This is a genomic window from Pseudomonas oryzihabitans (assembly GCF_001518815.1).
Classification (GTDB): Bacteria; Pseudomonadota; Gammaproteobacteria; order Pseudomonadales; family Pseudomonadaceae; genus Chryseomonas; species Chryseomonas oryzihabitans_E.
In genome coordinates, this window is sequence record NZ_CP013987.1 from 4,257,552 (window position 1) to 4,270,539 (window position 12,988).

12 protein-coding genes are annotated in these 12,988 nt (G+C 68.8%); 6 read left to right on the plus strand and 6 right to left on the minus strand.

The genetic code is table 11. The features are described 5' to 3' along the window. The first annotated feature begins 78 nt into the window (after positions 1 to 78). Genes APT59_RS19370 through cobM form a run of 4 tightly spaced genes read left to right on the plus strand, consistent with a single transcriptional unit; the run spans position 79 to position 3,815 of the window. Positions 79 to 1,287, plus strand: a complete 1,209-nt coding sequence (locus APT59_RS19370) for a bifunctional cobalt-precorrin-7 (C(5))-methyltransferase/cobalt-precorrin-6B (C(15))-methyltransferase (protein ID WP_059316357.1) — start codon at positions 79 to 81, stop codon at positions 1,285 to 1,287. Then, positions 1,280 to 2,368: a cobalt-precorrin-5B (C(1))-methyltransferase gene (locus APT59_RS19375; RefSeq protein WP_059316358.1), complete on the plus strand. Its 1,089-nt coding sequence runs from the start codon at positions 1,280 to 1,282 to the stop codon at positions 2,366 to 2,368. Before APT59_RS19370 ends, APT59_RS19375 begins: the two co-directional genes overlap by 8 nt. Next, entirely contained in the window at positions 2,365 to 3,087 is a 723-nt protein-coding gene (locus APT59_RS19380; protein WP_059316359.1) for a cobalt-precorrin-6A reductase, read from the plus strand. The genes APT59_RS19375 and APT59_RS19380 overlap by 4 nt, the downstream gene beginning before the upstream one ends. Beyond that, a complete protein-coding gene (gene cobM / locus APT59_RS19385) occupies positions 3,084 to 3,815 on the plus strand; it encodes a precorrin-4 C(11)-methyltransferase (RefSeq protein WP_059316360.1) in 732 nt (243 codons plus the stop codon). Before APT59_RS19380 ends, cobM begins: the two co-directional genes overlap by 4 nt. Positions 3,816 to 3,915: 100 nt before the next feature. Here cobM and deoC read toward each other — a convergent pair whose 3' ends face one another. Next, positions 3,916 to 4,593 carry a deoxyribose-phosphate aldolase gene (gene deoC / locus APT59_RS19390; RefSeq protein ID WP_059316361.1) on the minus strand — a complete coding sequence of 226 codons (678 nt, stop codon included), beginning with the start codon at positions 4,591 to 4,593 and terminating at the stop codon, positions 3,916 to 3,918. A gap of 92 nt (positions 4,594 to 4,685) precedes the next feature. Here deoC and deoR point away from each other — a divergent pair, with 92 nt between their 5' ends. Then, positions 4,686 to 5,450: a DNA-binding transcriptional repressor DeoR gene (deoR, locus tag APT59_RS19395; RefSeq protein ID WP_059316362.1), complete on the plus strand. Its 765-nt coding sequence runs from the start codon at positions 4,686 to 4,688 to the stop codon at positions 5,448 to 5,450. Here deoR and APT59_RS19400 read toward each other — a convergent pair. From APT59_RS19400 to APT59_RS19415, 4 genes are all read right to left on the minus strand, one after another. Beyond that, a complete protein-coding gene (locus tag APT59_RS19400; RefSeq protein ID WP_059316363.1) occupies positions 5,443 to 6,528 on the minus strand; it encodes an aldose 1-epimerase family protein in 1,086 nt (361 codons plus the stop codon). The two genes, deoR and APT59_RS19400, sit on opposite strands and share 8 nt — an antisense overlap. Before the next feature lie 13 nt (positions 6,529 to 6,541). Continuing rightward, the gene (gene fucP / locus APT59_RS19405; protein ID WP_059316364.1) at positions 6,542 to 7,873 is read right to left on the minus strand and encodes an L-fucose:H+ symporter permease; all 1,332 of its coding nucleotides are present in this window, start codon (positions 7,871 to 7,873) and stop codon (positions 6,542 to 6,544) included. A 47-nt stretch (positions 7,874 to 7,920) separates the two neighbouring features. After that, complete coding sequence (gene rbsK, locus APT59_RS19410) at positions 7,921 to 8,847, minus strand: ribokinase (protein WP_059316365.1); 927 nt, start codon at positions 8,845 to 8,847, stop codon at positions 7,921 to 7,923. A 240-nt stretch (positions 8,848 to 9,087) separates the two neighbouring features. Beyond that, a complete protein-coding gene (locus APT59_RS19415; RefSeq protein WP_059316366.1) occupies positions 9,088 to 10,413 on the minus strand; it encodes a DUF3100 domain-containing protein in 1,326 nt (441 codons plus the stop codon). A gap of 329 nt (positions 10,414 to 10,742) precedes the next feature. Between APT59_RS19415 and APT59_RS19420 the strand changes: the two genes are divergently transcribed. After that, on the plus strand, positions 10,743 to 11,645 hold the full coding sequence (locus APT59_RS19420; RefSeq protein ID WP_059316367.1) for a LysR family transcriptional regulator: 903 nt from the start codon (positions 10,743 to 10,745) through the stop codon (positions 11,643 to 11,645). Positions 11,646 to 11,832: 187 nt separating this feature from the next. On the opposite strand, the gene APT59_RS19425 is transcribed toward APT59_RS19420, so the two are convergent. Beyond that, entirely contained in the window at positions 11,833 to 12,987 is a 1,155-nt protein-coding gene (locus tag APT59_RS19425) for a M20 aminoacylase family protein (RefSeq protein ID WP_059316368.1), read from the minus strand. Between the last annotated feature and the right edge of the window lies 1 nt (position 12,988).

Below are 12,988 nucleotides of genomic sequence, written 5' to 3' on the forward strand. Positions count from 1 at the left end.
GGGGAAAGAGGCTATTATGCCCGCTTTGCCCGACCCCTTGAAAACGGCCGGTCGGCTGACGTTCGATGAGGTTTGTTCATGATCCCCTGGCTGACCGTGGTGGGTATCGGCGAAGACGGCTACCCCGGCCTGGGCAAAAGCGCCCGTCGCGCCCTATTGGAGGCGCAGGTCGTCATCGGCGGTCCACGCCAGCTGGCGCTGCTGCCACCCTGCATCCGCGCCGTCCGCGAGCCCTGGCCGCAACCCTTCGCCCTCGCCCCCGTGCTGGACCGCCGCGGCACCCCGGTCTGCGTGCTGGCGAGTGGCGATCCCATGCTGTTCGGTGTTGGCGCGAGCCTCTCGCGCCAACTGTCGGCCGACGAACTGCAGGTGCTGCCAGCGCCCTCCTCCTACTCCCTGGCCGCTGCGCGCCTGGGCTGGCCCCTGCAGGAGATCGCGTTGCTGTCGGTGGTGGCACGGCCCCTGGCCGGGGTGGTGCGCCACCTGCATCCCGGCGCGCGCCTGCTGGTCTTGAGCAACGACGGCCACAGCCCCGCCGCCCTGGCCGCCCTGCTGGTGGACCAGGGCTTTGGCGCCAGCCAGCTGCAGGTGCTGGAGCACCTGGGCGGTCCGCTGGAGCGACGCATCGCCGGCCGCGCCGAGGCCTGGTCGCTGACCGAGGCGGCGGCGCTCAACCTGGTGGCCATCGAAGTCCTGAGCGAGACCGGTGAGGCCGGCCTGCCCCTCACCCCGGGCCTGCCGGACGACGCCTATCGCCACGACGGTCAGCTGACCAAGCGCGACGTGCGCGCCGTGACCCTGGCGCGCCTGGCCCCCCGCCCCGGCGAACTGCTGTGGGACGTGGGCGCCGGCTGCGGCTCCATCGGCATCGAATGGGCGCGCAGCCATTCCAGCTGCCGGGCGCTGGCCGTCGAGGCCGATGCCGGACGCCAGGCACACATCCTCTACAATCGCGACCACCTCGGTGCGCCGGCGCTGCAGCTGGTGGCCGGTCAGGCACCGGAGGCACTGACCGGCCTGGCGACCCCGGACGCCATCTTCATCGGTGGCGGCCTCACCGCGCCCGGGGTCCTGGATGCCTGCTGGACCGCCCTGCGACCCGGTGGCCGCCTGCTGGCCAATGCCGTGACCCTGCAGACCGAAGCCGCCCTGGTGGCCTTTCGCGAACGTCATGGCGGCGACCTGACCCGCCTGCAGGTGGCCCAGGCCCAGCCGCTGGGCGCCTTCGACACCTGGCGCGCGGCGCTGCCCATCACCCTGCTGCACAGCCGCAAGCCCCATGCGTGACGAAACCCCCGAACAGCCCGCGCCCCTGCGCACCGGCCTCACCACCGGCAGCTGCGCCACCGCCACCAGCCTGGCGGCGGCCAGCCTGCTGCTGGGCGAGACGCCCGGCGATGCGGTGGAGATCGAGCTGCCCAAGGGACGGCGGGTCCTCATGCCCCTGGCCCACTGCCAGCGGCTGGAAGGCGGCGCCCAAGCCGGTACCTTCAAGGACGGTGGCGATGATCCGGACGTGACCCACGGCGCCCTGGTGTTCGCCCAGGTACGCCTGAGCACCACCCCGGGGATCAGCTTCCACGCCGGCCCCGGCGTCGGCACCGTGACCAAGCCCGGGCTGGTGCTGGCGGTGGGAGAACCGGCGATCAATCCGGTACCGCGGCAGATGATGACCCGCCATCTCGGCGAACTGGCACTGCGCCACGGCTATGGTGGCGGCTTTTCCGTGACCGTCGGCGTCGAGGGCGGCGAACACCTGGCGCTCAAGACCATGAACCCGCGCCTGGGCATTCTCGGCGGCCTGTCGATCCTTGGCACCAGCGGCATCGTCCGGCCCTTTTCCTGCGCCGCCTACATCGCATCCATCCACCAGGGCATCGACGTGGCTCGCGCCAACGGCCACGGCCATCTCGCCGCCTGCACCGGCAACGCCAGCGAAGACGCCATGCGCCGTCGCTACGGCCTGGAGGAAACCGCCCTGATCGAAATGGGTGATTTCGCCGGCGCCGTGCTCAAGCACCTGCGCAAAGCGCCGGTGGCGCGCCTGAGTCTGTGCGGCGGGTTCGGCAAGATCAGCAAGCTGGCCGCCGGCCATCTCGACCTGCACAGCCGCAGCTCCAGCATCGACCTGCCACAGCTGGCCGCCTGGGCCGCCGCACTGGGCGCCGACGCGGACCTGCAAGCCGCCATGATCGGCGCCAATACCAGCCAGCAGGCACTGCAACTGGCCCAGGCCGCCGGCATTCCCCTGGGCGATGCCGTCTGCCGCCAGGCGCTGGCCTTCGCCCGTGGCATCGTCCCGGCAGGCGTGGCGCTGGAGGTCCTGGCCATCGACCGCCAGGGCGGTATCGTCGGAGAAGCCCAATGAAGATCCTCTTGCTCGGGGGTACCACCGAAGCCCTGGCCATCGCCCGCCAGTTGCCGGCGAATGCCCTCTACAGCCTGGCCGGCCTCGGCCGCGTGCCCCAGGACCTGCCCTGCCAGGTGCGGGTCGGCGGCTATGGTGGCGCCGAGGGGCTGGGCGCCTTTCTCCGCAGTGAAGGCATCGACCTGCTGCTGGACGCTACCCACCCCTACGCCGCACAGATCAGCCACAACGCCGCCCTGGCCGCAGCCCGATCGGGTGTCCCCTGCTGGGCCCTGCGGCGCCCCGGATGGCAGGCCGGTCCGCAGGATGACTGGCGCGAAGTGGCCGACTGGGCCGAGCTGCAGCGAGCCCTGGCACCCTTCGCCCGGCCCTTCTTCACCCTGGGTCGCGAGCCGCTGGAGCATCTCCAGGAGACTCCCGGCGGGCAGTTCTGGACCCTGCGCCTGCTCGATGCCCATCCCGGCACCGAACGGGCACGGATCATCGCCGACCGCGGTCCCTTCGCCTTGGAGGCCGAGCGCGCGCTCTTCGCCCAGGGCGACTTCGATGTGCTGATCAGCAAGAACAGCGGCAGTGCCGCCACCCAGCCCAAGTTACAGGTCGCCCGCGAACGCGGTCTGCCGGTGCTGATCCTGCGTCGCCCTGCCCTGCCCAGCGTCGACCGCGAATTCGCCAGCGTCGCCGAATTGCTCGCCGCCCTGGCCGAGGAAACCCCATGACCGTCCATTTCATCGGCGCCGGCCCCGGCGATCCCGACCTCATCACCGTCAAGGGCCAGCGGCTGATCCGCCAATGCCCGGTGATCCTCTATGCCGGCTCCCTGGTGCCACAAGCGGTGCTGGAAGGTCACCAGGCCGAGACGGTGATCGACACCGCCAGCCTGGATCTCGACACCATCGTCGGGCATCTGGCCGCCGCCCATGCCCGAGGCCAGGACGTGGCCCGGGTGCATTCCGGCGATCCTTCGCTGTACGGCGCCATCGGTGAGCAGATCCGCCGCCTGCAGGCGCTGGGCATTGCCTACGAGATCGTCCCCGGCGTGACCGCCACCGCCGCCTGCGCCGCCCTGCTGGGTTGCGAGCTGACCCTGCCCGGCGTCAGCCAGACGGTGATCCTCACCCGCTACGCCAGCCACACCGCCATGCCCGAGGGCGAGGCGCTGGCCGATCTCGCCCGCCACCGGGCGACGCTGGCCATTCACCTGGGCGTGGGCCAGCTGGAACGCATCGTCGCCGACCTCCTGCCGCACTACGGTCCCGCCTGCCCGGTGGCCATCGTCCACCGCGCCAGCTGGCCGGATCAGGACAGCGTCCAGGGCACCCTGGCCGACATCGTCGAGCGGGCGCGAGACAAGGATTTCCGTCGCACGGCGCTGATCCTGGTGGGCGAGGTGCTGGCGCCGGGGGATTTCAGCGATTCCAAGCTGTACCGGCAGGGGCCGGGATAGCACCCGTAGGTTGGGCTGAGGCGGCTCCTCCACCGAAGCTCAACACAAGGCGGCACCGTTGGGCTTCGCTGCGCTCAACCCAACCTACAGGCGTCCTGCTCTAATAACCCGCGCCACCCTCGCCGCCGCTGACGATGGCCACGCCCGAACTGGTCCCCAGACGGGTCGCGCCGGCCTCCAGCATGGCCTGGGCGGTGGCCCGGTCGCGGACGCCGCCGGAGGCCTTCACGCCCATCTCCGGGCCCACCTCCTCGCGCATCAGCCGCACGTCGTCGAGGGTCGCTCCGCCGTGGCCGAAACCGGTCGAGGTCTTGACGAAGGCGACCCCGAGATCGCGACAGATCCGGCAGGCTTGGCGCTTCTGGGTCTCGTCGAGCAGACCAGTCTCCAGGATCACCTTGAGCGGTACCGCGCCGCAGGCCGCCTGGACGGCGGCGATGTCGGCGGAGACCTCTTCCAGCAGACCATCCTTGAGCCAGCCGATATTGAGCACCATGTCGATCTCCCCCGCCCCGGTGGCGATGGCCTGCTCGGCTTCATAGGCCTTGGCCGCGCTCAGCCCGGCGCCGAGCGGAAAGCCCACCACCGCGCAGACCTTGACCGCGCTGCCGGCCAGTTGCGCCGCGGCGTAGGGGACCTGGGCAGAATTCACGCACACCGAGTAGAAGCCATGGGTACGCGCCTCCTGGCACAGGCGGTCGATCTGGGCGCGGCGGGCATCGGCGGCGAGCAGGGTGTGGTCGATGGTCTTGGCGAGTTCGCCGGGTTCAAGCTGCATGGGGCCTCCTCAGGCACGGGTAGCGTATGATCGGATCAGAATTCTTTGTTCGTGTGGCCTGTACGTCTTGTCGGACTCCCGTAGCACCTCTCATGGATAGCAAGAAAGCCGCTCGGCTCAAGCTGATGCACCAGGCGTTGCAGGACCAGCACGCCATTCACCTGCGCGAGATGGCCCAGTTGCTGGGTGTCTCGGAAATGACCCTGCGCCGCGACCTGCGGCTCCCGCCGGACGGCCTGCGCCTGCTCGGCGGTCATGTCACCCGCGATGTCGGCGGCAGCGAGGCGCCCGGCTACCAGGTGGTGGAACAGGACCTGCGCCAGGTCGAGGAAAAGCGCCGCATCGGTCGGCTGGCCGCGGCCCAGATCCGCGCCGGCGACACCATCTTCCTCGATTGCGGGACCACCACGCCCTTCGTGGTGGACTTCATTCCCGATGACCTGGAATTCACCGCCGTCTGCCACTCGCTCAATGTGCTGCTCAAGCTGCAGCAGAAGGTCAACTGCACCCTGGTGGTGTGCGGCGGGACCTTCCAGCGCAAGAATCAGATCTTCGAGAGTCGCCTGGAGACCGGAGTGCTCGATGGCGTCCGCCTCACCCATGCCTTCGTTTCGGCGGCCGGGGTGAGCGCGGACTTCGGCGTCACCTGCTTCAACTTCAACGAGGTCGAGGTCAAGCAGAAGGTCCTGCGCCAGGCCCAGCAGCGGCTGCTGCTGGTCGACCATACCAAGTTCGACGTGGTGCGCGCCGCGCATTTCGCGGCGCTCAGCGACTTCGACGGGGTGGTCAGCGACGGGCGCATCCCGCGCAGCTATCGCGAACGGATCGAGGCGAACGGCGCGCAACTGCTCACCTGATCCGCGTTGGGTCGGCCAGGCGCGTCAGCAGCGCCTCGCTCTCGGCGGCGGCGAGATAGCCGGTGCGCACGCTGAAGGTGCGCCGTTCACCCGGCTGCAGCTGCTGCACCTGGCCCTTGGCGGTCTCGGCCAGATAGCCCTCCGGCTCGCAGGTCGCCGGCAGCACGAAGGCCGCCACCTGCTGGTCGGGGTTGTGCAGCACCCAGCGCGTGGCATGGGGCAAGCTCTCTGGGCGATAGGCCGTGTAGAAGGCCGCGCCGCCCGGATGCTCCAGCAGGAAGTGCGCCTCCCCTGCCGCGTCGGTGCCCGGCGCATCGATGAAGCTGACGATTTCCGGCTGGTAGCGCTCAGGCGCATCCAGCACCCGCAGCCGTTCCGAATCTTCGGCCAGCTCGGCGATGAAAGCCTGCCAGTCGGCGGTCGGCCGCACATGGGCCGGCACGCTGGTGCGCACCCGGGTGCGGGCCACGCCCAGCGGCTCATGGAAGCGGCCGCCGGGTACGTAGGCGTAGTTCATGTGCGCCATGTACATGAGGTCCATGGGCTGGCCGGCCTGGTTTTCCACCTCCAGGCCCAGTTCGAACACGGCGGTTTCCGGCCTCAGGGTCACGCTGGGTTGGGCGCGATAGCGATCGCCAAAGCCCATGGCGTAGTCATGGCGACCGCCCAGGCGCAGGAAGTCACCCGCCGCGTCCCGGCCCAGCTCCAGCCAGGCCTCGTCCAGCGGCGCGCAGGGCAGTTCGCCGTGCAGCTCGTGGCTGTCCTCCGGCGCCGGGCAGCCGTTGCGCAGCACCCCGGCGTGGAACATGAAGCAGCCATAGGTCTCGATGATCCGCCGGGTCGGCCGCGGCTGGTCGAACAGCCCAGGCATGGTCAGGCGGCAGCCGTCGAAGGTGGCATCCCAGATCATCTGCCCCTGATAGGGCAGCACGACCAGCCGGCCGCGGCGATTCTCCAGGGCCAGGGCGCGGACCCCGGAAGGATAGGTCCAGGCGCGCACCTGGAAGGCGTCGCTGGCGAGCAGGGTGCGCTCGCACGCGGTGAATTGCTCAGGCTGTAGGGGCAGGCGTACGGACATGGCGGCGCCCTCCTCAGGCGGTCTGGGCGGCGCCCACCGGCAGCCGCTCGCTGGCCGGATGACGCAGGCAGTAGAGGGCGTAGGCGACGATCACCGTGAAGCACAGCAGGGGCACCGAATAGGCCAGCTGCATGTTGCCGCCGGTGTAGTCCGACAGCAGGCCCTGGAAGATCGGGATCACCCCGCCGCCGACGATGCTCATTACCAGCAGCGAACCGCCGAATTCGGTGTCGCGACCGATACCGTCGACGGTCAGGCCATAGATGGTCGGCCAGCAGGGGCCAAGGAAGATGCTCACGCCCACGGCGGCGTACACCGCGGTGATGTTGGGCACCAGGATGGTGTAGGCCAGCAGGGCGATGCACAGCACGCCGTAGACGCCCAGCACCTTGGCCGGATGCCAGCGGCGCATCAGCAGGTTGGCGATCAGCTTGCCGACGAAATAGGCGGCGAAGGTGGTGAGCAGGAACCAGGAGGCGCTGCGCTCGTTCATGCCACCGAGCTGCATGGCCAGGCGGATGGTGAAGCTCCAGACGCCGACCTGCGCGCCGACATAGAGGAACTGCGCCAGCACGCCAAAGACGAAGCGTGGATTGCGCCGCAGCCGCCCGAGGCTGGCGGCGATACCGTCGCGCTCGCTGCGCACGGCATCGTTGCCCTTGCAGGACGGATAGCGGGTACAGGCGATCAGCACGAAGATCAGCACCAGCACGCCGATCATCCACTGGTAGGGCGTCAGGGTGGCCTGGATCATCTGCAGCTGCTGGGCGGCGGCCTCGGCGGGATTCATCTGCAGCAGCTGCGCCTGGCTGGCGTCGCCGTCCTTGAACATCACGAAGCTGCCCACGTAGACACCGGTCATGGCGCCGAAGGGGTGAAAGGTCTGGGAGATGTTCAACCGGCGGGTGCCGGTCTCGCGCGGCCCGAGCAGGGTCGAGTAGGTGTTGCAGGCGGTCTCCAGGAAGGAAAGCCCCGCGGCGATCACGAACAGCGCCAGCAGGAACATGCCGTACTTGGCCATGGAGGCGGCCGGAAAGAACAGCAGGCAGCCGACCATGTAGAGGAACAGGCCGAAGAGGATGGTCGTCTTGTAGCTGAAGCGCCGCACCATCAGCGCGGCCGGCAGGGCCAGGAAAAAATAGCCGAGGTAGAAGGCCGACTGGACGAAGGCGGTCTGGAAATCACTGAGCAGGAAGGCCTTCTTGAAGTGGGCGATGAGCACGTCGTTCATGCTCGCCGCGGCGGCCCAGAGGGCGAAGATGCAGCACAGCAGGATGAAGGCGAACCACGGCGTGCGGTTCAGGTAGTAGCCGTCGGCGCTGGGCCGCAGGGGTGACTGGCTCATTGTTGTTCTCCGTAGGGGTGCCAGGGTGAGGGATCGCCGACCTTGCGTCAGAGATCCAGGGACGCGAGGTAGTCTTCGAAGACCGCAGCCTCGGGATAGGAGGTCTGGGTGCCGCGCCCGGTGACCGACAGTGCCGAATAGGCCACGGCTCGCTGCATGGCGTCCCGCAGGCCGAGACCCTGGACGCGGCCATGGGCGAAGCAGCCGATGAAGGCATCACCGGCGCCGGTGGTGTCGATGGCCGCCACCTGCTGGCCGGGGAGGCTGAACTCGCCCTCCTCGCCCACGTACAGCGCGCCCTGGGCACCGAGGGTGACCACCACATGGCGGATGCCGCGACCGGCCAGCACCCGCGCGGCAGCGAAGGCGCTCTCGCGATCCCGTACCGGCAAGCCGCTGACCAGGGCCAGTTCGGTCTCGTTGGGGACGAAGTAATCCAGCCGGGCGAGGTGCGCGGCGCTCAGGTCGGCCACCGCGGGGGCCGGATTGAGCAGCACGGGGATACCCAGGCGCTGGCCGCAGTCGATGGCGGCATAGACGGTCTCCAGGGCGATCTCCAGTTGCAGCACGATCAGCGCGCAGTCGCGCAGATCGGCTTCCGCGGCCTGGATGTCGGCTGGGCCGAGGGCGGCGTTGGCGCCCTTCACGATGAGGATGCTGTTGTGCGAGTCGGGCTGGACGAAGATCGGCGCCACCCCGCTGGAGCGACCCGGCGCGCGGGTCACGTGACGGGTGTCGATACCGAAGCGGCGGAAGTTGGCCAGGGTGTTGTCGGCGAAGAGATCGTCGCCGACCTTGGTCACCATCAGCACCTCGCTGCCCAGCTTGGCCGCGGCGACCGCTTGGTTGGCGCCCTTGCCGCCACAACCGAGGGCGAAGTCCGGCGCTTCCAGCGTCTCACCCTGCACGGGTAGCCGCTCGATGTAGGTGATGAGGTCGACCATGTTGCTGCCGATGACCGCGATTTTGCCCATGCCGAGCGCGCCTCCGTTTTCTTGATGTTATTAAATTAACGGTTTTTGTTAATTTTCCATCATAGATACTGCAACTCGGGGCACAGCTCAAGCGCCGGTGATCGCCCACGGACGACCCCGGGCCGCCAGGACTCAAGGCTGGGAGCTGCGACACGAAATGCGGGAAGCGGAGAGATCAAGCGGCGGAGCGATACGGCAGCGGGAAGCGGCGCACCAGGGGCCCGGTGCGCGCGGAGAGGATCAGTGAAACACTTCGGCGATGAAGGCCGCGCCGATGAAGGTGCCGAAGCTGGCGATCAGCGAAACCACCACGATGCGCCAGCCGAGGCGCCGGAAGGCCGGGATGTCCTTGGCGATGGACAGGCCGGCGAAGGCCAGCATGGGGGTGATCAGCGCCATGATGCCGACCGCGTTGTGGGCGGCGGTGATCTGCGGCGCCAGCGGGCACCAGGGCGAGGTCAGGAACATGGCCACCAGCGATACCCAGCACACCGCCGGCACCTTGCGGCGAAACAGCTGGCAGAGCAGTTCGCCGACGAAGGCCGCCAGGATCATCACCGCGACGCCCAGGAAAGCAGCCGGTGGCAGGGTCTTGCTCATCACCAGGGTCGCCAGCAGCGCCAGGGCACCCGAGGCCAGCCAGGCGCTGAAGCGTGCCGACCAGCCCAGCTCCACGGGCTCGTCCACCACGGCGGCATCCACCGAACTCTGCTGGAAGGAAGCCTTGGTGGTACGGCCGATGCGCGGCTCCATCACCCGGTAGCCCCAGACCGCCAGCGGCAGGGAGATGAACAGGGTGAAATAGGTGCCCAGGGTCAGGGTGATGAGGTTGGCGGCGGCGGCCAGCGCCATGACCTCCTTGGCCACCTCGGCGGTCTGCTGGGCGGCGATGGCACCAGCCGCGGCGGCCATGATACTGCCCGACCCCAGGCCGGCGCCCATGGCCAGGGAATAGGGGTGGAAGATGTTCAGGCTGGCGATGAAACCGGCCACGATGGCCATGAACACCGCGCCGAACAGGGTGCCGGTCAGGTACTCGGCGAGTACGCCGCGGCCTTCCGGGGAGTCCATGCCATAGCGTTCGCTGATGATTGCCAGGCTCGGTTCGCGCCCCACCGAGAAGGTGGCACCGATGGCCTCGCGCTTGATGCCCAGCAGCAGGGCCACCGGCAGACCGAGCAGGATGGTGCCGACGAAATGCCCCAGCTCCTGGAAGGCCAGTGCCCAGCCGGCGGCGATCACCGTGGGCAGCGAGCCACCCACCACCAGGCCGAGCTTGGCAATGAACACCAGCAAGGCGTATTGCAGAATGGCCGCCGAGCGCACCTGGGCGCCGCGGTCGATACCCAGACCCAGCGGCATGCGCTTGCCGACCTGCCCCACCGCCGCACCCAGCAAGAGCGCCCAGATCATCGGCAGCAACACCACCTTGCCCGGCCCCAGCGGTATGGTGAGGGAGCCGATCAGCTCGGCGATCAGCAGCACTAGCGCTGCCCAGATGTAGAGTCTGACGGTATTGCTGACGGCTCGGTCCTGGCCCACGGCCAGAGTCGGATTGGCGCTCATTCTTCCCCCTGCGGCCCGCTCGCGGGCTCGGTTGTTGGTATGGTTGGCAGTCGCGAGCAGCGAGGCCCGCTGGGCAGAAAAGGGCTCCGCAAGGGAGCAGAACCCGGTCGTTCTGGAGGTCTGGTCGAAGGCGTACGCCTGGCGCGCCAGAGGGAAGAAGCCCGGCGCGGACAGTGTCTCGCATGGGACTTCTTACCGCTTCAGGGCTCTGCGTCGCGGGCCTTGGCCAGGCCGGGGCGGCCGTGGTCTTGGCCCGAGTATGGACAGCGGCCTGTTCTCTCTCCAATACTGGAAATGGCCTTTTCCGTTGCCTTTAAGAGAACACACGGATGCGTGGAATTCACGAACAGCGCTTGCATTATTTCGTCGAGGCGGTGCGCCTGGGCAGCGTGCGCGCTGCGGCTGACGCCCTGGATATCGCCCCGTCCGCGGTCAGCCGGCAGATCGCCCAGGTCGAGGCGGAGCTGGGCGTCGACCTCATCGAAAGACACCGTCGCGGCATCACCCCGACCGAGGCCGGGCGCCTGGTGCTGGACTATTTCCGCCAGCGCCAGACCCAGCTCGACGGCCTGAAAGATGCCATCTCCGATCTCCAGGGACTGCGCACCGGCCGCGTGGTGCTGGCCATCGGCGAAGGCTTCATCGGCGACCTGTCGCGCAGCCTGGGCGACTTTTCCGCGCGGCATCCGGAGATCGAGGTCAGGGTCAATGTGGTGGGTACCAACGAGGTGATCCGCCAGGTGATGGAAGACGAGGCGCAACTGGGGCTGGTGTTCAATCCGCCGCGCGATCCGCACCTGCGCGTACATGGCAGCCGCGAGCAGCCGCTCTATGCAATGGTGGCGCCCGAGCATCCGCTGGCCGCGACCCAGGGCCCTGTGACCCTGGCAGCGCTGGGCGAGCATCGCCTGGCCGTGCCGGACATCTCCTACGGCATCCGCCAGATGCTCGACGCCGTGGAGCAGGCCGCCGGCCAGCGCCTGGCGCCGACCCTGACCTGCAACACCTTCGCCCTGCTCAAGCACTATGCCCAGCAGGGCGGCGTGACCCTGCTGCCGCTGTTCGCCGCCACCCAGGAGCTGGACAGCGGCGCCTTGCGCGCCCTGCCCCTGGCCGATCCGGGCTTCGCCCGCGCCCACGTCGAGCTGGTGACCCGCCTGGGCCGCAAGCTCAGCCGCGCCGCGGACGAGTTGCGCACGGCCATGGTGCAGCGGATGACCGCCTTTCGCTGAGCGTCGGCTCAAAGCCAGCTGCGCGTCGGCCAAACTGCGTTGAAGATGCCTTCGGAATGCTCATTTACCACTTGTAAACTCGCCCGCGAGTCCGATCCGCTTCCTCAGGCCTCTTCGCGGGGCCGCCCAGGCCTTGTTTGGCTCTAGCTCGCAAGGCTTTAGGCTTTGACCAAACGCTGAAGACTAATCAGGCGGGCAGTTCCTGGCGCACCAGCTCCGCCCACAGCCGCACGGCCGGTTCGATGATGGCGTCGTTGAAGTCGTAGGCCGGATTGTGCAGCGGTGCCGAGGGTCGCTCACCATCGACACCCAGCCAGAGATAGGCTCCCGGACGCGCCGCCAGCATGAAGGCGAAATCCTCGGAGGCCATGGACGGTGGTACGCCGTCACTGACCCGCTCGGCGCCAAAGGCTGTTACCGCCGCCTGACGCACCCGCGCCGCCTGCTGGGGATGGTTCTCGGTCACCGGATAGCCGCGGGTGAACTCCAGCTCGCCGCGCACGCCCTGGGCCAGCGGCGCCTGGGCGACGATCTCCCCGATCAGCCGCTCCACCTCGGCACGTACCGCGCCATCCAGGCAGCGCACCGTGCCCCTGAGCCGCGCCACCTCGGGGATGACGTTGATGGCCTCCCCCGCCTCCATCATGGTCACACTGACCACCGCGGCAGCCAGCGGCGAGATCCGCCGGGCGACGATGGTCTGCAGCTGCAGGATCAGGTCCGCCGCGGCGACGATGGGATCACGCCCGCGCTCGGGCATGGCCGCGTGGCAGCCCTTGCCGGTGAGGGTGATGGCGAAGGTGTCCAGCGAGGCCATCATGGCGCCCGGATTGACCACCACCTGGCCGGCCGGCAATCCCGGCCAGTTGTGCAGGCCGTAGATAGCGTCCATGGGGAAGCGCTCGAACAGACCGTCTTCGATCATCTTTTGCGCGCCGCCGAGATTTTCCTCGGCGGGCTGAAAGACGAAAAAGAGGGTGCCGCGGAAGTCGCTGTGCTCACTCAGATGGCGCGCCGTGGCCAGCAGGATGGCGGTGTGGCCGTCATGCCCGCAGGCGTGCATGCGCCCGGCGGCGGTGGACCTGTGGGGGACGTCCCCCACCTCCTGCATCGGCAGGGCGTCCATGTCGGCGCGCAGGCCCAGACTCGGGCCCTCGCCGTGACGCAGTACTCCGACCACGCCGGTGCCGCCGAGGCCGCGATGGACCTCCAGGCCGAAGCCCTCCAGCAACTCGGCCACCCGCGCCGCGGTGCGGTGCTCGGCGAAACCCAGTTCCGGATGGGCGTGGAAATCGCGACGCCAGCTGCGGGCGTCGTCCAACAAGGCTTGATGGATGGTCATC

Excerpts from the sequence above, each read along its gene's own strand:
- APT59_RS19375 (WP_059316358.1), top strand. The coding sequence starts at position 1,280 with ATGCGTGACGAAACCCCCGAACAGCCCGCGCCCCTGCGCACCGGCCTC.
- APT59_RS19415 (WP_059316366.1), bottom strand. The coding sequence starts at position 10,413 with ATGAGCGCCAATCCGACTCTGGCCGTGGGCCAGGACCGAGCCGTCAGC.
- APT59_RS19370 (WP_059316357.1), top strand. The coding sequence starts at position 79 with ATGATCCCCTGGCTGACCGTGGTGGGTATCGGCGAAGACGGCTACCCC.
- APT59_RS19400 (WP_059316363.1), bottom strand. The coding sequence starts at position 6,528 with ATGTCCGTACGCCTGCCCCTACAGCCTGAGCAATTCACCGCGTGCGAG.
- deoR (WP_059316362.1), top strand. The coding sequence starts at position 4,686 with ATGGATAGCAAGAAAGCCGCTCGGCTCAAGCTGATGCACCAGGCGTTG.
- deoC (WP_059316361.1), bottom strand. The coding sequence starts at position 4,593 with ATGCAGCTTGAACCCGGCGAACTCGCCAAGACCATCGACCACACCCTG.
- APT59_RS19380 (WP_059316359.1), top strand. The coding sequence starts at position 2,365 with ATGAAGATCCTCTTGCTCGGGGGTACCACCGAAGCCCTGGCCATCGCC.
- APT59_RS19420 (WP_059316367.1), top strand. The coding sequence starts at position 10,743 with ATGCGTGGAATTCACGAACAGCGCTTGCATTATTTCGTCGAGGCGGTG.
- fucP (WP_059316364.1), bottom strand. The coding sequence starts at position 7,873 with ATGAGCCAGTCACCCCTGCGGCCCAGCGCCGACGGCTACTACCTGAAC.
- rbsK (WP_059316365.1), bottom strand. The coding sequence starts at position 8,847 with ATGGGCAAAATCGCGGTCATCGGCAGCAACATGGTCGACCTCATCACC.
- cobM (WP_059316360.1), top strand. The coding sequence starts at position 3,084 with ATGACCGTCCATTTCATCGGCGCCGGCCCCGGCGATCCCGACCTCATC.
- APT59_RS19425 (WP_059316368.1), bottom strand. The coding sequence starts at position 12,987 with ATGACCATCCATCAAGCCTTGTTGGACGACGCCCGCAGCTGGCGTCGC.